Annotated in this window: 26 protein-coding genes and 1 pseudogene; 9 read left to right on the forward strand and 18 right to left on the reverse strand. The window is 63.5% G+C overall.

The genetic code is table 11. The annotated features are described in order from the left end of the window. Positions 1–413, reverse strand: a pseudogene (locus IF10I1_RS05990) (cold-shock protein); the annotation flags it as partial. A gap of 454 nt (positions 414–867) precedes the next feature. Here IF10I1_RS05990 and IF10I1_RS05995 point away from each other — a divergent pair. Next, positions 868–1,542 (forward strand): MBL fold metallo-hydrolase, encoded by a 675-nt coding sequence (locus tag IF10I1_RS05995; RefSeq protein ID WP_305790720.1) that lies wholly within the window; start codon positions 868–870, stop codon positions 1,540–1,542. Between the two features lie 206 nt (positions 1,543–1,748). Here IF10I1_RS05995 and IF10I1_RS06000 read toward each other — a convergent pair whose 3' ends face one another. From IF10I1_RS06000 to uvrB, 7 genes are all read right to left on the reverse strand, one after another. Further along, complete coding sequence (locus IF10I1_RS06000) at positions 1,749–2,747, reverse strand: DUF1402 family protein (RefSeq protein WP_244284552.1); 999 nt, start codon at positions 2,745–2,747, stop codon at positions 1,749–1,751. A gap of 338 nt (positions 2,748–3,085) precedes the next feature. Then, entirely contained in the window at positions 3,086–3,439 is a 354-nt protein-coding gene (locus IF10I1_RS06005; protein WP_186391155.1) for a DUF6665 family protein, read from the reverse strand. 35 nt (positions 3,440–3,474) lie between these two features. Beyond that, a complete protein-coding gene (locus IF10I1_RS06010; protein ID WP_186391154.1) occupies positions 3,475–4,797 on the reverse strand; it encodes an MFS transporter in 1,323 nt (440 codons plus the stop codon). Then, on the reverse strand, positions 4,797–5,438 hold the full coding sequence (locus IF10I1_RS06015) for a chalcone isomerase family protein (RefSeq protein WP_186391153.1): 642 nt from the start codon (positions 5,436–5,438) through the stop codon (positions 4,797–4,799). The genes IF10I1_RS06010 and IF10I1_RS06015 overlap by 1 nt, the downstream gene beginning before the upstream one ends. 210 nt (positions 5,439–5,648) lie before the next feature. Continuing rightward, entirely contained in the window at positions 5,649–6,284 is a 636-nt protein-coding gene (locus tag IF10I1_RS06020) for an ABC transporter substrate-binding protein (RefSeq protein WP_208977687.1), read from the reverse strand. Positions 6,285–6,936: 652 nt separating this feature from the next. After that, positions 6,937–7,278 (reverse strand): hypothetical protein, encoded by a 342-nt coding sequence (locus IF10I1_RS06025; RefSeq protein ID WP_186391151.1) that lies wholly within the window; start codon positions 7,276–7,278, stop codon positions 6,937–6,939. Then, positions 7,275–10,196: an excinuclease ABC subunit UvrB gene (gene uvrB / locus IF10I1_RS06030; protein ID WP_186391150.1), complete on the reverse strand. Its 2,922-nt coding sequence runs from the start codon at positions 10,194–10,196 to the stop codon at positions 7,275–7,277. The genes IF10I1_RS06025 and uvrB overlap by 4 nt, the downstream gene beginning before the upstream one ends. A gap of 210 nt (positions 10,197–10,406) precedes the next feature. On the opposite strand from uvrB, the gene IF10I1_RS06035 reads away from it, so the two are divergent. From IF10I1_RS06035 to IF10I1_RS06055, 5 genes are all read left to right on the forward strand, one after another. Next, a complete protein-coding gene (locus IF10I1_RS06035) occupies positions 10,407–11,384 on the forward strand; it encodes a DNA cytosine methyltransferase (protein WP_186391149.1) in 978 nt (325 codons plus the stop codon). Continuing rightward, positions 11,381–12,268, forward strand: a complete 888-nt coding sequence (locus IF10I1_RS06040) for a NaeI family type II restriction endonuclease (protein WP_186391148.1) — start codon at positions 11,381–11,383, stop codon at positions 12,266–12,268. The genes IF10I1_RS06035 and IF10I1_RS06040 overlap by 4 nt, the downstream gene beginning before the upstream one ends. A 75-nt stretch (positions 12,269–12,343) precedes the next feature. Next, positions 12,344–12,760, forward strand: coding sequence for a very short patch repair endonuclease (locus IF10I1_RS06045; RefSeq protein ID WP_186391147.1), 417 nt, complete (start codon positions 12,344–12,346; stop codon positions 12,758–12,760). Between the two features lie 183 nt (positions 12,761–12,943). Continuing rightward, complete coding sequence (locus IF10I1_RS06050; RefSeq protein WP_186391146.1) at positions 12,944–13,375, forward strand: MerR family transcriptional regulator; 432 nt, start codon at positions 12,944–12,946, stop codon at positions 13,373–13,375. Further along, positions 13,375–13,758 (forward strand): carboxymuconolactone decarboxylase family protein, encoded by a 384-nt coding sequence (locus tag IF10I1_RS06055; protein ID WP_186391145.1) that lies wholly within the window; start codon positions 13,375–13,377, stop codon positions 13,756–13,758. The genes IF10I1_RS06050 and IF10I1_RS06055 overlap by 1 nt, the downstream gene beginning before the upstream one ends. A 57-nt stretch (positions 13,759–13,815) precedes the next feature. Here the strand turns inward: IF10I1_RS06055 and IF10I1_RS06060 are convergent, their stop codons facing one another. Together IF10I1_RS06060 and IF10I1_RS06065 are read right to left on the reverse strand one after the other, a co-directional pair. Further along, positions 13,816–14,592 carry a VOC family protein gene (locus IF10I1_RS06060; RefSeq protein ID WP_186391144.1) on the reverse strand — a complete coding sequence of 259 codons (777 nt, stop codon included), beginning with the start codon at positions 14,590–14,592 and terminating at the stop codon, positions 13,816–13,818. Between the two features lie 38 nt (positions 14,593–14,630). Next, complete coding sequence (locus tag IF10I1_RS06065) at positions 14,631–15,116, reverse strand: DUF1579 domain-containing protein (RefSeq protein WP_186391143.1); 486 nt, start codon at positions 15,114–15,116, stop codon at positions 14,631–14,633. Positions 15,117–15,244: 128 nt separating this feature from the next. On the opposite strand from IF10I1_RS06065, the gene IF10I1_RS06070 reads away from it, so the two are divergent. Next, on the forward strand, positions 15,245–15,691 hold the full coding sequence (locus IF10I1_RS06070; protein ID WP_186391142.1) for a MarR family transcriptional regulator: 447 nt from the start codon (positions 15,245–15,247) through the stop codon (positions 15,689–15,691). Here IF10I1_RS06070 and IF10I1_RS06075 read toward each other — a convergent pair. Next, positions 15,688–15,981 carry a SelT/SelW/SelH family protein gene (locus tag IF10I1_RS06075; protein WP_186391346.1) on the reverse strand — a complete coding sequence of 98 codons (294 nt, stop codon included), beginning with the start codon at positions 15,979–15,981 and terminating at the stop codon, positions 15,688–15,690. The two genes, IF10I1_RS06070 and IF10I1_RS06075, sit on opposite strands and share 4 nt — an antisense overlap. Positions 15,982–16,120: 139 nt before the next feature. Between IF10I1_RS06075 and IF10I1_RS06080 the strand changes: the two genes are divergently transcribed. Further along, positions 16,121–17,035, forward strand: coding sequence for a choline/ethanolamine kinase family protein (locus tag IF10I1_RS06080; RefSeq protein ID WP_186391141.1), 915 nt, complete (start codon positions 16,121–16,123; stop codon positions 17,033–17,035). A 27-nt stretch (positions 17,036–17,062) separates the two neighbouring features. Here the strand turns inward: IF10I1_RS06080 and IF10I1_RS06085 are convergent, their stop codons facing one another. The 6 genes from IF10I1_RS06085 to IF10I1_RS06105 all read right to left on the reverse strand — a co-directional run bounded on the left by IF10I1_RS06085 (position 17,063) and on the right by IF10I1_RS06105 (position 19,944). Continuing rightward, entirely contained in the window at positions 17,063–18,061 is a 999-nt protein-coding gene (locus IF10I1_RS06085; protein ID WP_186391140.1) for a DUF1624 domain-containing protein, read from the reverse strand. A gap of 87 nt (positions 18,062–18,148) precedes the next feature. After that, positions 18,149–18,277 carry a hypothetical protein gene (locus IF10I1_RS23075; protein ID WP_256387629.1) on the reverse strand — a complete coding sequence of 43 codons (129 nt, stop codon included), beginning with the start codon at positions 18,275–18,277 and terminating at the stop codon, positions 18,149–18,151. A 140-nt stretch (positions 18,278–18,417) separates the two neighbouring features. Beyond that, entirely contained in the window at positions 18,418–18,828 is a 411-nt protein-coding gene (locus IF10I1_RS06090; RefSeq protein ID WP_186391139.1) for a DUF3775 domain-containing protein, read from the reverse strand. A gap of 64 nt (positions 18,829–18,892) precedes the next feature. Continuing rightward, a complete protein-coding gene (locus IF10I1_RS06095; protein WP_186391138.1) occupies positions 18,893–19,168 on the reverse strand; it encodes a hypothetical protein in 276 nt (91 codons plus the stop codon). A gap of 208 nt (positions 19,169–19,376) precedes the next feature. Continuing rightward, complete coding sequence (locus IF10I1_RS06100) at positions 19,377–19,673, reverse strand: hypothetical protein (protein ID WP_186391137.1); 297 nt, start codon at positions 19,671–19,673, stop codon at positions 19,377–19,379. A gap of 4 nt (positions 19,674–19,677) precedes the next feature. Then, positions 19,678–19,944 (reverse strand): hypothetical protein, encoded by a 267-nt coding sequence (locus tag IF10I1_RS06105; RefSeq protein ID WP_186391136.1) that lies wholly within the window; start codon positions 19,942–19,944, stop codon positions 19,678–19,680. Positions 19,945–20,188: 244 nt separating this feature from the next. On the opposite strand from IF10I1_RS06105, the gene IF10I1_RS06110 reads away from it, so the two are divergent. Then, entirely contained in the window at positions 20,189–21,328 is a 1,140-nt protein-coding gene (locus IF10I1_RS06110) for a PAS domain-containing protein (protein WP_208977239.1), read from the forward strand. Positions 21,329–21,353: 25 nt separating this feature from the next. Here IF10I1_RS06110 and IF10I1_RS06115 read toward each other — a convergent pair whose 3' ends face one another. Beyond that, on the reverse strand, positions 21,354–22,829 hold the full coding sequence (locus IF10I1_RS06115) for a methyl-accepting chemotaxis protein (protein ID WP_186391135.1): 1,476 nt from the start codon (positions 22,827–22,829) through the stop codon (positions 21,354–21,356). Positions 22,830–23,128: the final 299 nt, after the last annotated feature.

Below are 23,128 nucleotides of genomic sequence, written 5' to 3' on the forward strand. Positions count from 1 at the left end.
CCACCGCCGTAACCGCCGCCGCCGCTGCGTCCGCCGCCGTAGCCACCGCCGCCGCCTTCACGGCCACCGCCGTAACCGCCGCCGCCGCTGCGTCCACCGCCGTAGCCGCCGCCGCCTTCACGGCCGCCGCCGTAGCCGCCACCGCCGCCTTCACGGCCACCGCCGTAACCGCCGCCGCTGCGTCCACCGCCGTAGCCGCCACCGCCATCACGGCCGCCGCCGGCAGAAGCGTATTCCTCGCCACCGCCGTAACCGCCACCAAATCCGCCACTACGGCGGGGGGCGCTATAGTCACCACCGCCGAATTCACTGCCGCCGCCGCCGAAATCGCTGCCGAAGTCCTGCGGACCGCCGAACTCACGCTTGCCGCCGCGCCGTCCGCGCGAACGCCGGTCCGAATCGCCATCGTGCATTGCTGAAACACCCTATTTGCGTGCCGTCTTCACGGCTCCGACCCATTCCTATCTCTCCCGCACCGAAGTGCGGACGTTCCATGCAGCCTGCTGACCCCGCAAGGCCAACGGACTTGCCACTGCCAACAACATGGTATTGGGAAGAAACAACGCTGCCGCAACCCGATCCAATCCGCCGCAGAATTATCATAGCTGTGAAAAACGGCTCCCGGCAAGCGAATCCTTACCGGATGATGGTCTAAAGGTCACAAATGCCGCAACGTGATTTGGGCACCTGCGCTCTTGCTGCCCAATTTGCGGGAAAGCTGCTGCCTTCTGCCTTCCAATCAGGCATTTCAAGCTGTGTTCCGCCAATCCGGGGATCTGCCGTCCGGCTTTCCATCTGATCTGCGGCTTGCGGGGGGAGGGGCTGCAGGCTACTGAAACTGCAGATGCCAGCTTTCAGGAGCCCGAAATGACTTCAACCGACGGTGATGCGATGCAGGATGGCCTGCCGCCCGTGCAGATTGCCGTGATCCCGGTGACGCCCTTCCGCCAGAATTGCTCCCTCATCTGGAACCCGCGCAGCATGAAGGGCGTGGTGGTGGATCCGGGCGGCGACGTCGAGATCATTCTGGAGACTGTGGCAGCTTACAAGGTCGAGGTGGAACGCATCCTCATCACGCATGGCCACATCGATCACATCGCCGGCGCTGCCGATCTTGCCGATGCGCTCAAGGTTCCGATCGAGGGGCCGCATCTGGCGGATCAGATGCTGATCGACCGTTCGGAAGGTCAGGCACAGCAGTTCAACATGCCGCCGTTCCGGAAGATCGAACCGACCCGATGGCTGGACGAGGGTGACACGGTGGATATCGGCGGGCTGGTGTTCCAGGTGCTGCATTGCCCCGGCCATGCGCCCGGTCACGTGGTGTTCTTCAATGCGGAGCTGAAGTTCGCCATTTCCGGGGATGTGCTGTTTGCCGGATCTGTCGGCCGCACCGATCTGCCGGGGGGCGATCATGCCACGCTGATCCTCTCCATCCGGGAAAAGCTGCTACCGCTGGGCGATGACGTCACGTTCCTGCCCGGACACGGCGACCCGTCCACCTTCGGTCACGAGCGCCTGACCAATCCGTTCCTGCGCTGATATGAGCCAGACATGAAAGAAGGGGCCGCGAGGCCCCTGAGGTTGATGACAAAGCAGGTTTTCTTCTCTTTCGTCATGGTCGGGCTTGTCCCGGCCATCTACAGGCCATCGATTTCTATAGATCCTCGGCACAAGGCCGAGGATGACGATGGAGAAGCAGCAGGTTTGTCAGCAGTCTGAGGTGCCTTTCGGCCCCTTTGTCATGTTCACAGAAGCGATCTCAGCTTCTCGAGTTTCTCGTTCACGAGCCAGCCGTAATAGTTTTCCTGGGGCCAGGTGTTGCCGCTGCGGCGGAACTGGGCCGCCCGGTTCCAGGAGTCGCCAAGGTTATAAAGAGTTGCCGTGATCCCGGGATTGTTGGAAATGTCCACATCGCCGACGATCCGGTAGGCCTCGATCGCATCCTGGATGATCGCGGCCATGTAATGCAGCGAGATGTTCGGATCCATCGTCGCCTGATAGACATCGCGGGCATTGTCGGCGGTCAGGCGCTGCATCCGGCTCTGGCGGGCGACCCGGTCTGTCATTTTCAGCACCGTGAGCGGGCTGAGCTGGCCGAGGCCGAAGCTCTGGCCGGAGAAGAGCGGCTGGAAAAAGGTCTCGTTGAAATTCGTGCGGGGATAGCGCGTGCCGTCCACGCTCTTGCCGCGGAAGTCGCTGTCCCAGACCCGTTCGTAACAGGTCCACAGCTTGTTGCTGTCGTTCTGGGTGGCGCCGGTGTTGCAGGCGCTGAACTGCGGCTTCTGAACGAAGTCCGTCACGTTGACGCCGCCATGGGCGAAATTCAGGCTGACACCGGCATAGGACAGGGCCTTGACGTAATAGCTCTGGGCGCTGTCGAGACTGTCATAATTATAGGTGTGTTCGCCAACGATAGCGCCGATCATATGGACCGGGTCGATGTCATACCGGGCGGCAACGCGCTTGATGTCGGAAATCAGAGCCGTGTCACGGCGCAGCACGCCCAGAACGCGCTCAAACTTCGCATCATAGGTCGAGCGCATGGCTGCCGTGCGGCGGGCCGAGGCGAAAGGTATTGCGGGCTGCTCCGCATTGCGGTTGCCGGGAGGCACGCTGCGCGGAGCAGCAGAAGCCTCGGCAAATGCACCAAGGAGAACCGAAGCCGAAAGTCCTGCCGCTGCAAGCTGACGCGCGGCAAATTTCACACTGCGTCCCGCCAGACGCAATCCATTAAACATGCTCATGCCTGACTCCAGGCCCCCGCCGGGAGAAATAGACGGGGCTCTCCGCAAGATACAAGTCCAAAACAAGGAAACTCACCGGAACAGCCGTGGAACCGGAAAATGTGTTGTTTCCAGTCCACAATGCAGTGCTCTCAGGCGTGCGAACCAATACGCGAGGCCAGCGCCCGAATCAATGTCTGCGGCCGTTTATACCGCATCATCCAGAGCTTTGGCGGCAAGGTTTCTGGCAGGTGTTGCGGTTTTATATCACGTCTTTGTGTGCCGTTGCGTCAGTCTGGGGAAAAACGGAGACACTGCAAGGCCTTGACGGAAGATGGGAGCTTTGACGGAGCCAGTCTTCAGCGGCGTGCCGGCCTTGGTCCCATGCGCAGGCGCACCGGTGCCGGTACCTGCATCAGGTCCAGAAACTCCCGGTGCTGACGCAGGCCGCAGAGCTCGCGCTGGATCACCACATGCCAGAGTGCTTCGGCAGCCTCCTCCAGCCGGTCCTGATGACGTGATCGAAGCCTTTCGTCCTCCGGGGCTTCGGCAAGACGCCGGGCGGCGCCCTCGAGCCGGGCCAGAGCCTCATCCAGCTTGCGGGTCAGGCGGGCGAGGGTTCCGACCTTCTCTGCCATCACCTCCTGCGCAAGGGCGGCGGCGAGCGGGTCCTTGTCTTCCGTCCTGTACTGGCTGGGCGGGCGTACGCTCATCGCGGCCTGTCTCCCGGTGGGGTCATTCTCTGCGCCTAGGCGGGGGCGTGGCCCGTTGCTCCGCCGTGGGCCAGCAGGGCCGACTTGCGCCAGAGCCATGCCATTGTAGCCAGTTTCAGCAGGCAGGGAACCGCGGCATAGGCAATGCTGAGCGCAAGCGCCGTCTGCGCCGTCAGCGGTGCACCGGGCTGATAGCCTGCAAGGCCCAGCGCCGGCAGGGTGAGGCCTGTTGCCAGCGCCAAGGCGCCCTTGGTGAACAGCGCCATCACGGCATAAAGACGGCTGGCGGCCCCTTCGCTGCGGCTGCGGGCAATGTGGTCGGCAAGGATCGAGGCCGGCAGAGCCAGATCCGCCCCCAGCGCAAGACCCGAGAGCAGGCAGATGGCCGTGTAGGCGGCAATGTCTCCTTCACCGATGAAGATGGCCCAGACGAAGGTGAGCACGCTCAGCCCCATGGAGGCGGCCCAGGCCTGCAGCTTGCCCATGTGCCGGGACAGCACCTGCCACAGCAGCATGGATGCGGCACCGGAAAGGAAATAGGCCAGCAGGAACAAGCCTGTGAGACCTTCTGCGCCCAGCCGGTCGCGGATGAAGAAAATGACCAGCACCGCCGGAATGGCGCTGGCGAAGGTGTTGGCCAGATAGATGGCGAAGAAGCTCCGCCGCCACCGGTCGCCCGTCACATCCTGCCAGCGGAACGCAGGGCTGGTGCCTGCGGCCTCCTGGGCCAGCGGCGCATGGCGCAGCCAGCGCAGCAGCAGTATCAGCGCAAGCGCCAGGAGCGGCAGATAGAGCCAGGCAAGCCGGGAGAATGCCGCTTCCTTGCCTGCGCCCTGATCCAGCACCGTTGGGGCAATGGAGGCCAGCAGCAGGCCGATCAGCCCCAGCGCCTCGCGCCATCCGGCGATACGGGTGCGCTCATGCTCGGCGGCGATCCACAACCCGCCGAGGGCCTGCAGGTTGATGGCGACAATGGAATAACCGGTGGTGCAGAGCAGGATGGACAGGGCGAACCAGCCGAGTGCTCCCTCCCCGGCGGGCGGTGTGAACACCATGAAGAAGCCCCCGCCCAGCAGCAGGCTGCCCAGCATCAGCACCAGCCAGCGCAGATGGGAAAAGCGGTCGCTGAGGCTGCCGATCAGTGGATCCTGGACGGCATCCACCAGCCGCAACAACAGAAGCACGGTGCCGAGGCTGGCGAGCGGAACGCCCAGTGCGGCCGCATAGAAATCCGGGGCGTGCAGATAGACTGGCAGCCCGGCAAAGGCGAGCGGCAGCGCCATGAAGCCATAGGCGAAGAGAGCCCCTTTGCCCTTGTGCTGGTCTGGGGAAGATGCCGCGGGCAAAGGGGCGCTCATCAGCGGGCAGATCCGGTCAGGCTGGCCTGCAGGCTCGGGTTTGCCGTGTTGTCGCCCAGCCAGATGGCAAAGAAGCGGCGGGAGAACTCGGCATCATTGATCGTGCCGATCCGGCGGCCGTCCTTGTAGAAAACGGCCTTGCCGGAGGCATCGCGAACGCCGGTGATGGAAGCGCCCTGTGCCACATCCGGGAAAATGGCGCGCATCTGGTCGCCCCATTGCTTCAGCTTGGCCTCGTCCCGCAGGCCCTGACGGCGCATTTCATCGACGGAGCGTTTGGCAATGTCCGCGCCCTTGAAATTGCGCAGATACGTCAGCTTCAGGGCGAAAGGTTTCGACGGCGAATAGCGGCCCTGGGGGGCGTAGAGTTCTGCGTCAAAGACGCGGAAGCCGAAATAGGTCATGCGGCCCTGGCCGACGAGTTCGGCGGACGGGACAAGCCGGGCGGCCGGACCGGCGTCGGCTGCTGCCGTACGGGGCATGGCCGTGACGGCCAGCGCCAGCAGCAGCCCCATGACGAAGGCCATGACGATACGGCGCGATTGGGAGCCGGTGAAGCCGCCTGCGATGGCGTGGGACATGCTGCGCGCACGCGCGGCGCGGATGGCGCGCTGCTGATCTTGCGGCGGGGTGATGGTCATGAATTCATCCTCCTGTCTGCCATTCCGTTTCAGGCCTTTACGCAATGCAGCGCGGGCCGGATTGTTCCTTGTTTGAACAAGAGGGCAGGTGGAGTTTCACGGGAGCGTGATGCCGGCTCTGCCGGGGTTGAGGCATGACGGCTCGAAAAGACATAGACGCCGCATGGGCTTGACCAACTCCCGGTGAGCCAAGTTCTTTGGGAGCCGGGATCAGAGGCCCTTCTCGAAGATCTCGCGCGCGCGGCGGCCCTCGGGGGAGTTCTGAAAGCAGATATGGAAGTCCGGGGTTCCCAGGAGCCGGCTGTTGAACTGCAAGTTTCCGGCTGCGTCCTTCAGATCCTGCGTGTTGGCGGTCAGGTGCTCGTAGACCTTGAGATCGATCACCGCGGCGGCAATTTTCCCCTCGACGAGATTACGCAGGTTCTGCTCGTCGCTGGTGGCTTCAACTGCGTGGATTCTGCCCGTTGCGACCAGAAGATCAAACATGTCCTCATTTTTGTAGCCGCGGACCGTGCCGATCCGCAGATCTGCGAGATCGCCGATCCTGTCCCATGTCACGGGCCCGCTGCGGTGCTCGGCCAAGCCCAGTGGGCTTTTGTCAAAAGGCTGCGAGAAAAGACAGCGGTGACCGTCCGCTTCTGCATCCGCCTTGAGGGAATAGTACGCGGGAAAGACGCCCGCATAGGCCGGGTTTTCAGCCACAAGCGAAACCGCCCGGTGCCACGGGTGAACCTCTATGATCACAGCCTGCCCGGTCCGGCTGAAGGCCTGCCTGACCGCATCTGCCACGGGACCGGAACCATCTGCGAAAACATGAGGCGGCCATTCCAGTGTGGTCAGCCGCAAGGCCGGTTTCGCCTCTGCACCGGCTTGGCCCGAAGCCAGCGGCACAATCAGTGCCGCGAGGATGGCGGAGTATCTTAAACACTTCCGTGCTCTGCCGGTCAGACACCTCACCATGCCCCCCTCCCACAGGCGCCAGATCGCTCGCGCAGTTTGTCCCGTTCCGCTTAAGGCCAGGTAACCGGATGATGTGCTTATACCAAGTTCGCTGAACCCGTTTCCTGAGTGCCTGGACCAGCTGGCGCAGTGATGGAGCACTCACAAGGCATGATGGTGAAGCCGGGTTGCTTGCTACCGGCCGGTCAAGTCTTGAAAATGCTCACGTGCCGCATGGAAATGGCCGGTTTCTGGTAATTCAGGGGCAACCGGATCTCGCCGGATCTGGCATGATATGTCTGCGCCACCGCGCTGTGACGTTAAAGGTTAAATAAAACTAACGCGAAGTCAACTGGAGCAAGTCCAGCAAAAGCGGGAACCGGTTTGCCTCCGCAGTTGCGTGAAAACAAAGAGAGGGAGCACGTTCGGCGGCTCCTTTTTCATCGGCCTGTGCGCTTATGCCAAGGCTTTCGATGCCGACGCATCACGCTTTGAAGTTGCTCAAGCGCCGCGCGGGCTTGACCAACTTCCGATGAGTCGAGCTCATCGAGAGCTGGTATTAGCGCTGGGGAGCAGGCGGGCAGGCCACATCACCCGCTCTTGGTGCCATGCCGCCGCCCGCAATCACGTTGGATGAGCCGGTGGCGATACAGCCTTCCTTTGGCGCCGACAGCCGCACGGCGGGCTGCCCTTCAATGAAAAGCCCCGGCACGGTCTCGAACATGCCCGCCGGGCATCCCGCCACATCTGCCAGCCGCAGCGCCGGGCGCCCATTGATGAACACCGACCGTGCCCCCGTCACCGCACAGGCCGGCAGCTCCGCCCCTGCCGCCAGAACCGGGGCAGGGATGAGAGAGGGCAGGGCCAGGGCCGCAGCGAGGAGGAAGACGAATGATTTCACTGTCCCGGCCTTCCTGTCTTGCGGGAGCGGCCCTTGCGGCGTTTTTCGTCTGCCGGGTCTTCGTAGGAGCCGATGCCGGTCTTGCCGCGCGGGGTGAGATGCGGGGCGTCCTCTGCCTGGATGACGGGCTTCTTCGGCAGCGGGCCTGCATGGGCGGGCACTTCCGTGCGGCCGACGGTCATTTCGTCCAGCGAGTTCTTGCGCACCTTTGAACTGGGCGCTGGCATGCTTGAGGACTTGGCCGCCCGGGCGCGGTCGGCTGCCGTTTCCTTCTTCTTGCCGCTGGCGCCTTCCTTGGTGCCGCCTGCGCCATAGAGGCGTTCGCCCCGATAGCTGCCGCCTTGCTCTTCCACGTCGGACTGGCGGGCCAAGGGATCGCTGCTGAGGGCAAGCTCGGTTGCCTGCAGGCGGCGGATTTCGTCGCGCAGCCGGGCGGCGGTTTCGAAGTCGAGATCGGCGGCGGCTTCGCGCATCTGTTTTTCGAGGCTTTCCAGATGGGCCTTGAAATTGTGCCCGACCAGATTGCCCTCTTCCGCAAAGCCCGCATCCACGGTGACGTGGTCCTGCTCGTAGACGCTTTCCAGAATGTCGCCGATGGAGCGCTTCACGCTTTCCGGGGTGATGCCATGCTCGGTGTTGTAGGCGATCTGCTTCTCGCGGCGGCGGGTGGTTTCCGCCATCGCCCGCTCCATGGAGCCGGTGATGTTGTCCGCATAGAGGATGACCTTGCCATCCACGTTACGCGCCGCACGGCCGATGGTCTGCACCAGCGAGGTTTCCGAGCGCAGGAAGCCTTCCTTGTCCGCGTCCAGAATGGCGACCAGCGCGCATTCGGGAATGTCGAGGCCTTCGCGCAGCAGGTTGATGCCCACCAGCACGTCGAAGGCGCCAAGGCGCAGGTCACGGATGATCTCGATCCGCTCCAGCGTGTCGATGTCCGAGTGCATGTAGCGCACCCGCACGCCGTTTTCGTGCAGATATTCCGTCAGATCCTCGGCCATGCGCTTGGTCAGGGTGGTGACCAGCGTGCGGTAGCCCTTGGCGGATGTCTCGCGCACCTCGCCCAGCAGGTCGTCCACCTGCGACGAGGCGGGGCGCACCAGAACGGGTGGGTCGATCAGGCCTGTGGGGCGGATCACCTGTTCGGCGAAGACGCCGCCGGATTCGTCCAGTTCCCACTTGCCGGGCGTGGCCGACACGGCGATGGACTGGGGCCGCATGGCGTTCCATTCCTCGAAGCGCAGCGGCCGGTTGTCCATGCAGGAGGGCAGGCGGAAGCCGTATTCCGCCAGCGTCGCCTTACGCCGGAAGTCGCCCCGGTACATGGCGCCGATCTGCGGCACGGTGACATGGCTTTCGTCGAGGAACACCAGCGCGTTGTCCGGCAGGTATTCGAACAGGGTCGGGGGCGGCTCGCCCGGCTTGCGGCCCGTCAGATAGCGCGAGTAGTTCTCGATGCCGGCGCAGGAGCCGGTGGCCTCCAGCATTTCCAGATCATACATGGTGCGCTGTTCCAGCCGCTGGGCTTCCAGCAGGCGGCCGTGGGCGTGCAGCTCTTCCAGCCGCTGCTTCAGCTCGGTCTTGATGGAGCGGGTTGCCTGCTGCAGCGTCGGCTTGGGCGTCACATAGTGCGAGTTGGCGTAGATCTTGACGCTCTTCATCTCGCCGGACTTCTTGCCGGTGAGCGGGTCGAATTCGGTGATCGATTCCACCTCGTCGCCAAACAGCGTAATGCGCCAGGCCCGGTCCTCAAGGTGGGCCGGGAACAGTTCCACCGTGTCGCCGCGCACCCGGAAGGCGCCGCGCTGGAAGGCCGCGTCGTTGCGCTTGTATTGCAGCGCCACCAGATCGGCCAGCAGCTGGCGCTGGTCGATCCGCTCGCCCACCTCCAGCGCGAAGGTCATGGCCGTATAGGTCTCGACCGAGCCGATACCGTAGATGCAGGAGACGGAGGCGACGATGATCACGTCATCGCGCTCGATCAGGGCGCGGGTGGCCGCGTGGCGCATCCGGTCGATCTGCTCGTTGATCGAGGATTCCTTCTCGATGTAGGTGTCCGTCCGCGGCACATAGGCCTCGGGCTGGTAATAGTCGTAGTAGGAGACGAAATATTCGACGGCATTGTCCGGGAAGAAGCTCTTGAACTCGCCGTAAAGCTGCGCCGCCAGCGTCTTGTTCGGCGCCAGGATCAGCGCCGGGCGCTGGGTGCGGGCGATGACCTGCGCCATGGTGTAGGTCTTGCCCGAGCCGGTGACGCCCAGCAGAACCTGCGTCTGCTCGCCGCTTTCAAGGCCGGACACCAGCTCCGCAATGGCCGTGGGCTGGTCGCCACGCGGCTCGTAGGCGGATTTCAGCACGATCGGCACGCCGCCTTCGGATTTCTCCGGCCGGTCGGGCCGGTGCGGCACCCACAGTTCGCCGTTCTTGTGCAGCGGGTTGCCGCTTTCGATCAGCGCGGACAGAGCCTGTACGGTGGCCGTGGCGCCCTGATTGCCGGACAGTTCCGGCAGGGCGTTGCGGCCCTTCTTCTTTTTGTTTTCCTTGAGATGCTGCTCGAGCTTCTCGGCCTCTTCCAGCGAGATATCGAGCCCGGCCACCGGGTTCAGCCCGCCTGCCGCCCGCTCTCTCGCGCTCTCGGCCTTGCCGATGGAGGTGCCGCGCGACGAGCGGCTGCCGGTTTCCGCCTTGCCCTTGCCGCGTGCAGCCTTGCGTGGCGCCGCATCTGCCGCCGGTGCGGGTGGCTCGGCGGGAAGCTTCTCCGCCGCTCCCGCGATCTCTTCCGCCCAGTCGGCAATCGATCCCGACAGGTTGACGGATGGCAGAGGCGCGCCCTCAAACGCCGCCTGAGGCGCTTCGCCAAAGCCTTCCGGCTGGCTTGAGGGTTCCGGAGTGAAGGGGGAGACAGGCTTCTTGCTCATGCCGTGCAATATGGGCCGAAACCGCTGCCGGGGAAAGGGGGTGTTGCGGCTTTGTTCTGGCAAGTTGCTTTGTGGCGGCATGATGCTGGCCGGAATGCTGCCGCCGAACTGGGGATAAGAAAACTGTTCATATTTTGTTCTTTTCGTGATATCCGAAGGGCAATATATGCTCCCGCCAGAACGGCGCCCCGCCGTCTTTGAGGATACCGCATGAGGAATCAGCTGACATCTCTGGAACTCTGCGCCGGCGGCGGCGGGCAGGCGCTTGGCCTGGAGATGGCGGGTTTCGATCATGCTGCCCTGTTCGAGAATGATCCCCACGCCTGCCAGACGCTGCGTTTGAACCGCCCGGAGTGGACGGTTCATGAGCATGACCTGTTTCAGGATTTCGCATTCGAGCAGTTCCGGGGCGTGGATCTTCTGGCGGGCGGCTTGCCTTGTCCGCCGTTTTCCGTGGCCGGCAAGCAGCTGGGCGAGAAGGACGAGCGCAATCTCTTCACCCGGGGCGTCGAGATTGCCGAGCGTGTGAAGCCGCGTGCCATCATGTTCGAGAATGTGCGCGGCATGCTGGACCCTTCGTTCCTGTCCTACCGCGAGTTCATCGAGCTGCGTCTGCGCAAGATTGGCTTCAAGGTGTTCTGGAAGCTGCTGCAGGCCTCCGATTTCGGCGTGCCGCAGCTCCGGCCCCGTGTGGTGATGGTGGCGCTGCAGCGCGAGTTCGCGGACAATTTCACATGGCCCGAAACAAAGGTGCCGGCGGCAACCGTGGGCGAAACGCTGCATGATCTGATGGCAGCGCGGGGCTGGGCAGGTGCTGCTGCCTGGAAGGAACAGGCCTGCCGCATCGCTCCGACGGTGGTTGGCGGTTCCAAGAAGCACGGCGGGCCGGATCTTGGTCCGACACGTGCCCGGCGTGCCTGGGCGGAGCTTGGGGTCGAGGGGCGGACGATTGCCGATGAGTGTCCTGCGCCGGACCACGAGGGCATGCCCCGGCTGACCGTGCGCATGGTTGCCCGGATTCAGGGCTTCCCGGACAGCTGGGAATTTTCGGGCCGCAAGACGGCCGCCTACCGGCAGGTCGGCAATGCCTTCCCGCCGCCTGTGGCTGCTGCTGTTGCCCGCTGCATAGCCGTGGCTCTGGGCATGCCCGCGCTGGAAGCGCTGGCAGGGCGTGAAGCGGCGGAATGATCGGCGATGGCTCCCCGGCGGATCTGCGGCAGCAGGATCAGCAGAAGCTGAAACTGATCGCGGATGAGGTGTTCCGGCTTGCTGGCGGCGAGGCGCAGTTCATCCGGACCTTTCCCGAGCTGATCCGCGAAGCCGTGGAATATGTCATCGATCCCGTGCGCACGGCACGCACGCGGGTGTCGGACCTCGACAACGTGGAAAAGACCTTCATCGGCCTGAAGGTGGAGCATTTCCTGCGCGACTTTCTCGGTGTTCCGAAAGGCCTGCGCGATTTCCGCCTGCTGGGTGAAGACGTGGACGTGAAGAACACCGTCCGGAAAACCTGGATGATTCCGCCCGAGACCTTCCGCAATGCCGAACCCTGCCTGCTGGTGATGGTGGCAACCGAAGAGCGGCGCTGTTCCATCGGCATCATGATTGCCCGCGAGGACTATCTGAACCAGCCGAACCGGGATGGAAAGCGCAGTGTCCGGCGGTCCAGTTTCGAGCATATTCACTGGATGATCCGCGATGGCCAGCTGCCGGACAGCCGCTTTGAAGGGCTGGACATGGTGCGCTTCCGCGAATTGCGGGCCGTCAACGGCGGGACGAAGCGTGTGGTGCAGTTCTTCCGGGAGAACACCGGCAAGGTGATCCACCGCACGGTGCTGCAGGCGCTGCTCTTTGACCAGAAAGACTACATGAAACGTGTTCGCGGCAATGGCGGCGCGCGTGATATTCTGATGGCGGAGCGGACGGCGCTGTTTTCAGGGCTGTATCACAGTGCTCTCATCGCGGCACTCGGGCTTCCCGCCTGTGACAGGGAAGAGTTCATCGCGCGCCGCTGTGATGAGACGGAGTGGGACATGGTGCTTGCAGGCGGGTATCTGGCGGCAAAAGACTGAAGTCACACCAGCTCACGATGAGCCTGGCTCATCGTGAGCTGGTCAAGCCCGTGCGGCGCATGAGCCCTGGTATCAATGGCAGACAAGCTTTCACCCGAACGGCGGTCGCGCAACATGGCGGCGATCCGCTCGAAGAACACGAAGCCGGAGATGATTGTCCGGTCAATGGTGCACGGGCTGGGCTTCCGCTACCGCCTGCACCGCAAGGATCTGCCGGGCAAGCCGGATCTGGTGTTCGGCCCACGCCGGAAGGTGATTTTCGTGCACGGCTGCTTCTGGCATCTGCATCCTGACCCGGACTGCAAGGATGCCCGCATCCCCCAGTCCCGCCGCGACTACTGGCTGCCCAAGCTGACCCGCAACACCGAACGGGACCGGGACCATGTGCAGCAGCTGGAGGCCATGGGCTGGCAGGTTCTGATCATCTGGGAATGCGAAGTCCGCAGGCCGGATGAACTGCGGGAGAGGCTCAGGGATTTTCTGTCCCGTTGATGCCGCTGCGGAAGGCCGGGCGATCCCGGACGCGGTGAGAAAGCGGAAAAAACCGGCTTGACCTGGAGTGCGCTCCAGCACCTAGCGTTGGTAACTGTCCAGCGCAACTGGGCAAATGTCATGGATCGAACAGCCATGCGGGCGGCTTGCGGAGAAGCAGGGCATGCCCGGGAAAGAGGTTTCATGAAGATCGGTGATCTCGCGGCCCGGACGGGCCTGAGTGTCGATACCTTGCGCTATTACGAAAAGATCGGCCTGATCCCGCCCCCTTTGCGGGATGCCGGCGGCCACCGGGTCTATGACGAGCCGGCCCTGCGCTGGCTTGAGTTCCTCGAAAGGCTGAAGGCCACCGGCATGGGCATCCGCGACCGGCTGGCCTATGCGGAGCTGCGGGCACGGGGAGCCGCCACGGCCCGTGAGCGGCGGGAGATGATTGAGCGGCACCGCCAGAAGGTTTCGGCCAGCATCTGGGAACTGCAGCAAACGCTGGAACTGCTCGACGGCAAGGTGGCGCTTTACCGCAAGATCGAAGCCGGGGAAGCCGAGGACCTGGCTGCTGTTCCGGCCTCACAGGCTGGAGCTCCGGCCGTTCGCAAAGCCAAACGGAGAGCATGATGACTGCTGCGCTTGAACAGGGACGTGATGTCGTCCGCCTGCTGAATCCCGGTCTCGAGCAGGTGCTCGCAGAGCGGTATGACGATCTGGTGCCGGGCTTTAGCGAAAGTCTGGTGGAATGGGCCTATGGCCGCCACTATGCCCGCACCGGGCTGGATCTGAAAACCCGGCAGCTCTGCACTGTCGCCGCACTCACGGCGCTGGGCGGCCAGACCGGCCCGCAGCTGAAGGTGAATATTGCCCATGCGCTTGCGGCAGGGGCGAGCCGCGGGGAGATTGTAGAGGCTGTCTGGCAGATGGCTGTCTATGGCGGGCTTCCAGCCGCAATCAACGGCCTCAATGCCGCGCGCGAGGTATTTGCCGAAGCGGGCCAGCCGGAGTGAATTTCCTGTGCCCTCAGCCCGGGCCTTCGGACAGGTCCGGGCTGAAGGTTTTCTTTGTCACCGCTTCATCGACACCAGCGAGAACATGGCGCCTTGCGGGTCGAGGGCGTTGATGATCCAGGCGCCGCCGGGGACTTCCTGCGGGCCGTGGATGACCTTGCCGCCGGCCTTGGCGACGCGGGCGACGGCGGCGTCAAGGGCTTCGACGTTGATGTAGTAGCTCCAGAAGGGCTGCGGCATGTCCGGCATTTTGGTCATGATGCCGCCGATGCCCTGGCCGTTCAGGGCGAAGCACTGGTAGGTGCCCATTGGCCCCATATCGACGGCCATGTCCTTCTCCCAGCCGAACATCTTGCTGTAGAAGGTGAAGGCTTCCGCGCCGTCTCCGGCATAAAGCTCGCTCCAGCCGAAGGTGCCGGGAAGGCCCATGGCTGGTTCCGGCGGCAGAGGCCCATCCGGCATGTCCGGCTTGAACAGGCTGAGGACGGCGCCGTGCGGATCAGCCACGACGGCAAAGCGGCCGACCTGCGGGATATCCTCTGCCGGGCGGACAATCCTGCCGCCGCTGGCGGCAAATTCGGCGGCCTTGGCATCCACATCGGCAACACCCACATAGCCGATCCAATGGGGCGGCACGCCTGAGCCTGCCAGTTCGTCCGGCAGGGCCATCAGGCCTGCGCTGGGCATCGGCTGGCCGGGAACGGTCAGAAGCGTGTAGTCGAAGCCCGGCATGCCCGAATCCGAGACCTGCCACCCCACCACGTCCGAATAGAACGCAGCGGCTGCTTTCGGATCCGTGGTCATCAGCTCGTACCAGATGAATTTCCCGATCATGGAAGTCTCCTCATTGCAAATTAAAGGGGGGCGACCCGTCAGGCTGGAGCCAGAATGTGGGTCATGAATTCGCGGAAGGTGCCGTCCGGCTGCTGCACGCTGCCGGTGAAGCTGCGGGTGCCGTCCGGCAGAAAGCGGATCACGTCGCGGTAGACGGCGCTTTTGCCCGGCGTGTCGAAATCCGGGCCATCGGCTTCCAGAACCAGCGTCTGTCCCTCGTCTTCCACCCAGCCGCGGTAGATCCAGAGATAATCCATCATGGAGCCGGTCCAGGTGCCGGTGTAGCGGCCAAGGGCAGGGTCGTAGCCGATGGTCATCAGCATTTCCGCCGGTTCGCCGTCCGGCATGGGGCCGCGCGTTTCGATGATCGCCCAGAAATCTCCGAGCATGCGGCCGGTTTCGGTCCAGCGCTTCGCCGGATCCTCCGGATCATAATCCGGGTGACCGGTGGACGAGACCATCCGCCATTCGCCCGCGAGCCTGCGCAGGATCTTGTGATGCTCTGTTGCGGTTGAAGGTTGCATGACGGGCCTCCTCTCCCGGTTGCTGATTGGTGCCGTCCGGCACGAGCGCGCTTGCGCGCCGGATCAGGGCGCTCTATCCCCGAAAACTGCCGATTGACGATATGAGTTGATATCAACATAAATAGACCATGTCAAACACCCTGCCCGTTCCCTATGCCAAGACCCTGCAGGTGAAGGACACCTGCCTGTGCCTTTTCGCCCAGCGTGCCGCCCGTGCACTGGCGCGCCGCTTTGATCTGGCGCTGAAGCCCACCGGGCTGACGAACCAGCAATTCTCCCTGATGATGGCGTTGAACCGGCCGGAGGCTCCGGCGCTGGGGCAGGTGGCCGGGCTTCTGGGCATGGACCGGACAACGCTGACGGCGGCGCTGAAGCCGCTGGCGCGCAAGGGCTGGGTGGAGGTTCTGCCGGATCCGAAGGACAGGCGCGGCAAGCGGCTGCATCTGACGCAAGCCGGGGCGCTGACGCTTGCCGCTGCGGTGCCCATCTGGGATGAGCTGCATGGGGCCCTTGAAGCGGGGATGACGGCCGATCCGCAGGTTCTGCGCGATGGGCTGGCGGAAATCAGCGGTTAGCCGCCGCTTTTATGCCCGTCCGAATGGCCGAGATCCCGATCAGGCCAGACGAGATTGCGCAGGCGCTGTTTCAGCACCTTGGCCTCGGGGAAGCCGCCGTCTTCCTTGCGCTCCCAGATCTGCGTGCCGTCGCAGGTGATGAGGAACACGCCACCGGTGCCGGGGATGAGGGTGACGGAGCCGATTTCCTCGGAGAAGGTGGAGAGCAGTTCCTGCGCCAGCCAGGCGGAGCGGAGCATCCAGTTGCACTGGCGGCAGTAGGTGATGGTGATGGCGGGCTTTTCGGTCATGGCCTGAGTATGCGGTGAGTCCGCCGCTCCGGGAAGAGGGGCGTGGAAACTGCGCTTGCGGCTGGCGCTTGCTGCCGGGGACAGGATGGAGCAGAAGGGATGCACTTTGCTGCCCGCCCCGATTTCGTGGTTCCCGTTCATGCCTGATCTGTCGCCCCTGCCTTTGCCTGCGCCTCTTGCGGCTGCTCTTGCGGCCTGTCCGCCGCTGGCCGGGGCGTTGCGCCGGGAGGCGGGAGACAGGCTGCAGGTGACGGCGGTCTCCGGCCTCAGCAATCACGTCTACCGGCTGACGGGGGAGGCGGGCAGCTTTGTCCTGCGGGTGGAGCGGGCGGAGAACCGGGGGCTTGTCGACCGCCAGACCGAGGCTGAGTTCTCGCGCGTTGCCGAACGGCTGGGACTGGGGCCGCGGGTGGTCCTGGCGGTGCCGGAGCAAGGCGTGATGCTGATCGAGGCGGTGCCGGATGCCCATCCGCTTGCGGCGGCGGATGCTGCCGGGGCAGAGCTTCTGGGGGCGCTGCTGGCGCGGTTGCATGGGGCGGCTGCCGCTTTCGGCGGGCTGGCACGGCCGCCGGTCTTCGTGCCCTCGCAGCGGCTTCAGGAGATGATCCTTGCGGCAGAGGCAGACAGCGCGCCGCCGGAAGATCTTGCCTTTCTGCGGGACGCAGCCGGTGATCTTGCAGCAGTGCTGCAGGTGCCGCCCGCCCCATGCCATTGCGATCTGGTGCCGGGGAATATCCTCAGTGATGGCCAGCGCCTGTGGCTGATCGACTGGGAATATGCGGGCTGGTCCGATCCGGCCTGGGATCTGGCCTATGCGGTGCTGGAATGCGGACTGGATGTGGTTGCCGAGACGGCGCTTCTGGCCGCCCATGCCGCAGGCCTTGCCCACGGCGAAGACCCAGACCTGATGCGCCGCCGGGTGGCCGCGATGAAGCCGGTCTGTGACGGCATTTCCGCGCTCTGGGCGCTGGGGCAGGCCGCGCGCGGCAATGATGCGGCGGATTTCAGGGCTTTTGCAGCGCAGCGGCTGGTGCGGGCGCGGCACAGCGCCTGAACCTGAACCTGAGCCTGAGCGCTGCGGTCACTGCGGCGGATTGGCCTCGAATTCCTGCTGCACGCAAGCAGCATGGCTCGTGTTCATCTGGCTCAGAAGGCCGGTATCTTCCGGATTGCCCAGCAGCTTGTCCCACAGGCCGTCAGACTTCATGGCGGTCAGTGTGCAGGAACAGATGCGCGCGCAGGCGGACTGTTCCACACCGCCCGCCGTGCAGGTCAGGGTGCAGTTTTCCTGAAAGTCACGGGAGGTTCTGTCCTCGATGACGCCGCTGGCTGCCACCAGCCAGAGGCTGCCGAACAGCACGGGCTGATGGATCAGATAGACCGCCAGCGAGTGGCGTCCGCCCCGGCAAAGCAGATGGCCGAAAGCGGAGCGCGGCTGCCAGCGGGAGGCCCAGAATTTTACGTCAGGATGGCGCAGCATGTGCCCGGCAGCAACGCCCAGCAGGGTTGCGCCTGCCCAGGGCACGACCGGTACCCAGTCCACGCTGGAAAAGCCGGGGTCGCCAAGTCCTGTCCAGAGCCACAGCGGCCCGTCGAAGGCAGGGCCAGCAGCCCAGAAGGGCAGGGAGAAGACCAGCAGCGCGGCGGCAACGGACGCAAGGGCGGGCAGGCGGACAAAGGGCAGGGCCAGCAGGCTGGCTGCGGCAATGCAGTGGAGAATGCCGAAGCGCACCATGTTGGCGTCGAGTGCATACCATGTGCCGGCGCTGACTGCGGCTGCAGCCACCAGGATCACGGCCTCCCGCCGCCAGAAGGCGCGCCAGCGGATGCCGCTGGCATGAGCCAGGCTCAGGCTGACACCGGCGAGAAACAGGAAGGTGCCTGCAATCAGCCGGGCATAGGTCTGCCAGCCGCCATCCTCGTTGACGGGCCAGTCCACGATCCCGAACCAGGACAGATCCCAGGACAGGTGATAGGACACCATGGCCAGCAGCGCGAGGCCACGGGCAAGGTCCAGCCCGTGAAGACGCAGCGTGGAAGAACCGGTACTTGGGAAACTGATTGCCGGACTGGCGGTCATTGCGGAGATCCGTTGAAACTCCACCTGCCGTGCCCGGCGCTTCTGGCAGGCTGCCGGAGCGAGCCGGACAGGAGCCTGACGGTATGCCTAGCCAAGGAAGGCGGATGCCAGAACGCTGGCAAAGGCTGAAACTGCGATAAAGCCCGCTACATAGGGCCAGGGTGAACGCGGACTGCTGACGAGACCATCGGTATCATAACGATCCTGAATGCTCATCTCAGGGCTCCTCCCGGTTGGGTGTGGTCCATATGTGACGTCCCTAGGAACGTCGCATATGGTTAACGTCTGGTTAAAGCCCTATTTGACCTTCCGGTTCCGTTGTCCTGCATGTTTTTTCTGCGGCTGTGGGCAAGATCCTAAAAGCCCAGTGTTTCCAGGCCATTCTCCAGATAGTCCGCGAGCAGGGGCAGGCCGATCAGATAGCTGGCGGTGCCCTTCATGCCTCTGGCCCGAGCCTCCTCGACGGCCTGTTCGAAGTCGCTGGCATCAAAGTCACCGCGGCCGACCCAGGCAATGGCGACCAGTTCGGCCGACTCATCCACGTTCAGGTCCGACAGCAGCTCCCGCAGTTCCTCCTCGCTGAGGTCGATGGATTCCTCTTCCGCAAGGCCATCGTGCATGTGGAGGTCGGAGAGATGGTCCTCGTCGAAATCGATGCCATTGCCGCGGTCCTCCTCGAAGGCGTCGTTGAGGGCGGCCGACGCGGCACGGGCCTTCTGCACCAGCATGCGGATGGTTTCGGGCGACAGGGTCAGTTCAACGGCCATGGCAGAACTCCATGTGTCTTTCGCAGGCATCATTAAGTCACTGGATGGGCTGGGAAGCAACGGGTCAGGACTTGGGTTTCCGGCGGCCCCGGATGGAGCTGATCCAGACGGCCGCATTGATGGCGATGAGAAGAAGGCTGAGAGCGGCAAACGCCATGGCGGCTTCATAAGCTCCCTGATTTCTCAGGATGAAACCGAAAGGACGGCGGCCGCACCACTCGCCGCATTCTGGACTGGAAAAATAGGCCGAGACATTGACGAGCTCGAACATGCACCAGGTCAGAAGTCCCTGATAAAGGACGATGGAGAGGATCAGCACTTTCCAGCGGGCAGCAAGCATGGGCAGGTCCGTTTGCGGGCAGCCGCTCCCGGCTGCAGGATCATGTGCCAGCCCAATGGCTGACGGGCGCAATGGTTCCCTTGGCAGGATATGGCGCTGCCGCAAATCTCCGTGTGTCAGGTGTGCCAAAGCCCCGGAGAACAGGTCTCGCGGGGCTTTGGCAAACCAGCACTTCACGCGCTGGTCTCGAGAGGTTGCGCCGGATGCATCATCCCGTGCGCAGCGGCAGGGCAGATGGCGTGGTCTTGCCGGCCTGGACAGGATGCTGGAGGGCACCTTGTGCGGTGTTGTCTCCATTATGTTCGCGCGCGGATGGCGACGGGCCAAGGAATGCCACTGCCACGGCCAGTATGACGCCAAAGGCGATGGCCATTCCCAGAGGCCGCAGGCTTGCCTCATCCTCCGGCCGCGTCTTGCGCGGTGTCAGGATCGTTGCCATGGGCGGTGTGTCCATGCGCGTGGTCGTTCCGCTGCTGCCATCCGGCTGCGTCGTATCTCCGGTCATGCTGTCAGCTCCAGTCATCATGTGGGCGTCTGGATGAGTGATGCGGCGCACTGTCCGGCCGGGCATCCATGTCCTGCAACAAGGTTGCACCAAGACAGAGCGTCACCGACGTCATGCCGGCGAAGGCTGCGGCCAGAACGGCCATCAGGCTCAGCCCTGTTGCACTGCCGGTCACCGCACAGATGGCAACTGCCGCAAGACCAAGACCGGCAAACAGCCCGGCAAGCTGCACGGGGCAGGCCTGCCTGCGGGAGATCTGCGTGCGGGGCATTGTCCTGTTTCTCATCCCAAGGCCCTTTCATCAGCGCCCAGACGGGCAGAAACTGGCCTGAAAATGCGACGGCCTGCGGCCCGGAAACGGGCGGGTTGCAGCATTTTTCATGGCCATTTCGTGGCGGGAAAGTTTCGGTTTGTAACGATCATCTTCACTGGATTTTTGCCCTTGCAGGCGATACCGGAACGTACTGGATGTTTCGGAGCGGGGATGGGCCCGCCGCCGGGGACGGGCAAGAGGCATGAGCGGATCAAGCGAGGCGGCTGCGGCAGTGATGCCCGAGCCGGACCAGAAGCTTTTGCAGACTGCGGCTTCCGCGGTGCCGGATGCTCACGCCGGACCGCATCTCAGTCTCTCCGGTCTTTGGTTTCTGATCGCTGATCCCTCCGCCAAGCGGCTGATGTGGCTTGAGACGGCGACCGCCCAGATCGAGGGCAAGGGTGCCGGTCTGAAACAGGCCGCTCTGTCGGAGGCGCTTTCTGCGCTCGCACCGCAGACGCAGAAAAACCTTCTCAACCTGTTCAACACCGTCATCCGGAAGGGCAAGTGCGGCCCCATCGATGTGGGCACGGATGCGGAGAGTGGCATTGCCGGCATCAGCCTGACCGGCTGGCGTTACGACGCCGGTGATGGGCGCCAGTTTGTCATCTGCCACCCGTCGACGGTGGCAGCTGGCGGAGAGGGCGGGCATGTGGTGCGCGGCCTTGCGCCGATCCTGAAGCACTTCGTGGAGAACTCAGGCAAGATCGTCATGACGGCGGATAATTTCGGCTATGTCCGCTATGCCAGTCCCGGTTTCTTTCACGCCTTCGGCATTGACGACCCGGCGCTCTGCATCGGCCGCAACATTGCGCACATCCCGAAGCGTGTCGGCAAGACGCTCGCGGCTCTGATCCAGACGGTTCTCGCCCGCTCGTCCAGCGCCTCCGGCAAGGGGCGCTTCAAGATGCCGAATGGCGACACAATGGTGATGCACTATTCGGCCCTGTTCTTCCGTCTTTCAGAGACAGCGGGCGGTGTTGTCTTCACGGCAGAGCCGGATGGCCACAGCGAGGCGGATTTTACCCGGATCTTCGATGTGATGACGTCGCCGGTCATCGTCGTGGACACAAAGACACGCAAGATGCTGGCCGCCAACAAGGCGGCGCGCAAGGTCTTTCAGCTGACCCAGCAGTCGATGGACGAGCATCCGATCACCGAGACCCTGCTGCATCCCAAGAGCTACGGGCTGCTGCTCGAAGCCGCAAAGAAGGCCAACAACATTCCCATCGCCGTGGTGGTGAACAGCCTTGACGGCTCGTCCAGAAACAAGCGAATCCGTGCGCTCTTCATCGACAACGACGAGGACCCGCCGCATCTGGTGCTGGAAACCCGGGCCTGAGGGGAGAGGCCCGGCTTTCTCTGCGTCAGCGTGACTTGAGGAAAGCCTCGATCTCGCTGTTGGCCTTCTGCACGCCCTTCACCTTGTCCACCATGCCCATGACGGTCTGGGCCGACATGCGGGTCTTGTTGCTGGCATCCGACACGCTGGAAATGGCGCGGGTCACCTCCTGAGAGGCGGCCTGCTGCTGGGTCATGGCCGCTGCGACAGCGGAAGACAGCGAATCCAGCTCGCGGATCATGTCGATGATCGAGCGGATGGCCGTCATGGCGCCGGTGGTCTGGCTCTGCATGGCCTCGATCTGCGCACGGATCTGTTCCGTCTCGCGGCTGGTCTGCTCCGACAGCCCCTTCACTTCCGCCGCAACGACCGCAAAGCCCCGGCCAAGCTCACCGGCACGTGCGGCCTCAATGGTGGCATTGAGCGCCAGAAGCTTTGTCTGGTCGGCGATGGACTGAATGGTGCCCATGATGGTGCCGATGGATTCCGACGCATTCTTCAGCGCCTCGATCTGACCGGCGGTGGAATCGGCCTGTTCGGTCGCGGCGCGTGACTTCTGCGCCGCCGTCGTCATGCGGTGCGCGATCTCGGAGAACGAGGCTGCCATTTCCTCGGCCGCGGAGGAGACGGATGTGGCCTGGCTGCCGGCGGCTTCGGCCGTATGCAGCATGCTGGCGGCTGTGCTGTCCAGCTCGCTGCCGATCTCGTTCATGGTCGTGACAACGCCGCTGATCTGGTCGGTCACATGGGTCTGGTCGGTGATGATGGACCAGCTCAGCATCGGGCCAAGATAGCTTCCGTCCGTGTCCTGAATGGCCGAAACGTCAAGGCGGAGCGTTTCCGGCCCGACCTTGATGTTGGCGCGCCAGGGCAGGTTGGAGGGATCGGAGAGAATCTTGCGCTGGTGGCCAGGGTGCCTGTGGAACACGTCGATGGAGCTGCCAAGCAGATCCTTCACCTTGATCGGCAGGTATCTTTCGACAGCCTCCAGCGTCTTGAGGCTGGTCTGGTTGACATAGTTGATCTCGAAGGTCTTCGGATCACAGGTCATCACGTTGATCGGCATCTTGTCGATCATCTGCAGCAGGCGCTTTGTTTCCCTGTCTGCCTTGTACTGCTCGGTGACGATGCTCCAGACCAGCGAGGCCTTGGTATAGCGGCCTGCTGCGTCATAGATCGCCGAAATATGCAGGTCGATGACCTCATCGCCGAGTTTGATGCGGGCCTTGTGCGGCAGTTTCTTGGGATCCCCGATGATCCGGCGCTGATGCTCCGGATGCTTGTGGAACACGTCGATGCAGGTGCCGACGATCTTGGAGGGATCCAGATTCAGGATGTGCTTGAGCTTGTCCACCAGGCCGATCGAAGCCTTGTTGGCGTAATCGATGCAGAAGCTCGAAAGATCACAGGTCATGACGGCAACCGGAAGATCGTCCAATGCCTGAAGGGCATCCCGGTTGATGCTGCGCTGCATGCTGCCGATGGAGAACAGGCTGGCCATCTGTGGGCACTCCGCTTGGTGTATGCATACGTTTTTTCACGTACTCATTACCTGAGACTTAAGCTCACTCTGCGGCGCCTTTTCCGAAATGGAAAAATTAAGGTTCTGATACTGATGATTTTTTGAGGGTACTTGGTATTTGTTTCTAGGGTGTTCGCGGTTGTGCCGGTGGGGCCTTGTCGTTTCTGCCGGGTACATGCTTCTGTCCAGATCTGCGAAAAAAAGTTGACGCAAGCCGCAGATCTGCGGCGCTTGGGCCTTGCGGCTGTTCTGTTGTCGGCTTAGGGTCCGCGCGCTCG

The organism is Pannonibacter sp. I15F10I1, assembly GCF_900185665.1.
Taxonomy (GTDB): domain Bacteria; phylum Pseudomonadota; class Alphaproteobacteria; order Rhizobiales; family Stappiaceae; genus Pannonibacter; species Pannonibacter indicus.

Bases quoted from the DNA above. Each gene is read 5' to 3' on its own strand.
- IF10I1_RS05995 (WP_305790720.1), top strand. From the start codon at position 868: ATGACTTCAACCGACGGTGATGCGATGCAGGATGGCCTGCCGCCCGTG.
- IF10I1_RS06000 (WP_244284552.1), bottom strand. From the start codon at position 2,747: ATGAGCATGTTTAATGGATTGCGTCTGGCGGGACGCAGTGTGAAATTT.
- IF10I1_RS06005 (WP_186391155.1), bottom strand. From the start codon at position 3,439: ATGAGCGTACGCCCGCCCAGCCAGTACAGGACGGAAGACAAGGACCCG.
- IF10I1_RS06010 (WP_186391154.1), bottom strand. From the start codon at position 4,797: ATGAGCGCCCCTTTGCCCGCGGCATCTTCCCCAGACCAGCACAAGGGC.
- IF10I1_RS06015 (WP_186391153.1), bottom strand. From the start codon at position 5,438: ATGACCATCACCCCGCCGCAAGATCAGCAGCGCGCCATCCGCGCCGCG.
- uvrB (WP_186391150.1), bottom strand. From the start codon at position 10,196: ATGAGCAAGAAGCCTGTCTCCCCCTTCACTCCGGAACCCTCAAGCCAG.
- IF10I1_RS06035 (WP_186391149.1), top strand. From the start codon at position 10,407: ATGAGGAATCAGCTGACATCTCTGGAACTCTGCGCCGGCGGCGGCGGG.
- IF10I1_RS06040 (WP_186391148.1), top strand. From the start codon at position 11,381: ATGATCGGCGATGGCTCCCCGGCGGATCTGCGGCAGCAGGATCAGCAG.
- IF10I1_RS06045 (WP_186391147.1), top strand. From the start codon at position 12,344: ATGGCAGACAAGCTTTCACCCGAACGGCGGTCGCGCAACATGGCGGCG.
- IF10I1_RS06050 (WP_186391146.1), top strand. From the start codon at position 12,944: ATGAAGATCGGTGATCTCGCGGCCCGGACGGGCCTGAGTGTCGATACC.
- IF10I1_RS06055 (WP_186391145.1), top strand. From the start codon at position 13,375: ATGACTGCTGCGCTTGAACAGGGACGTGATGTCGTCCGCCTGCTGAAT.
- IF10I1_RS06060 (WP_186391144.1), bottom strand. From the start codon at position 14,592: ATGATCGGGAAATTCATCTGGTACGAGCTGATGACCACGGATCCGAAA.
- IF10I1_RS06065 (WP_186391143.1), bottom strand. From the start codon at position 15,116: ATGCAACCTTCAACCGCAACAGAGCATCACAAGATCCTGCGCAGGCTC.
- IF10I1_RS06070 (WP_186391142.1), top strand. From the start codon at position 15,245: ATGTCAAACACCCTGCCCGTTCCCTATGCCAAGACCCTGCAGGTGAAG.
- IF10I1_RS06075 (WP_186391346.1), bottom strand. From the start codon at position 15,981: ATGACCGAAAAGCCCGCCATCACCATCACCTACTGCCGCCAGTGCAAC.
- IF10I1_RS06080 (WP_186391141.1), top strand. From the start codon at position 16,121: ATGCCTGATCTGTCGCCCCTGCCTTTGCCTGCGCCTCTTGCGGCTGCT.
- IF10I1_RS06085 (WP_186391140.1), bottom strand. From the start codon at position 18,061: ATGACCGCCAGTCCGGCAATCAGTTTCCCAAGTACCGGTTCTTCCACG.
- IF10I1_RS23075 (WP_256387629.1), bottom strand. From the start codon at position 18,277: ATGAGCATTCAGGATCGTTATGATACCGATGGTCTCGTCAGCAGTCCG.
- IF10I1_RS06090 (WP_186391139.1), bottom strand. From the start codon at position 18,828: ATGGCCGTTGAACTGACCCTGTCGCCCGAAACCATCCGCATGCTGGTG.
- IF10I1_RS06095 (WP_186391138.1), bottom strand. From the start codon at position 19,168: ATGCTTGCTGCCCGCTGGAAAGTGCTGATCCTCTCCATCGTCCTTTAT.
- IF10I1_RS06100 (WP_186391137.1), bottom strand. From the start codon at position 19,673: ATGACCGGAGATACGACGCAGCCGGATGGCAGCAGCGGAACGACCACG.
- IF10I1_RS06105 (WP_186391136.1), bottom strand. From the start codon at position 19,944: ATGCCCCGCACGCAGATCTCCCGCAGGCAGGCCTGCCCCGTGCAGCTT.
- IF10I1_RS06110 (WP_208977239.1), top strand. From the start codon at position 20,189: ATGAGCGGATCAAGCGAGGCGGCTGCGGCAGTGATGCCCGAGCCGGAC.
- IF10I1_RS06115 (WP_186391135.1), bottom strand. From the start codon at position 22,829: ATGGCCAGCCTGTTCTCCATCGGCAGCATGCAGCGCAGCATCAACCGG.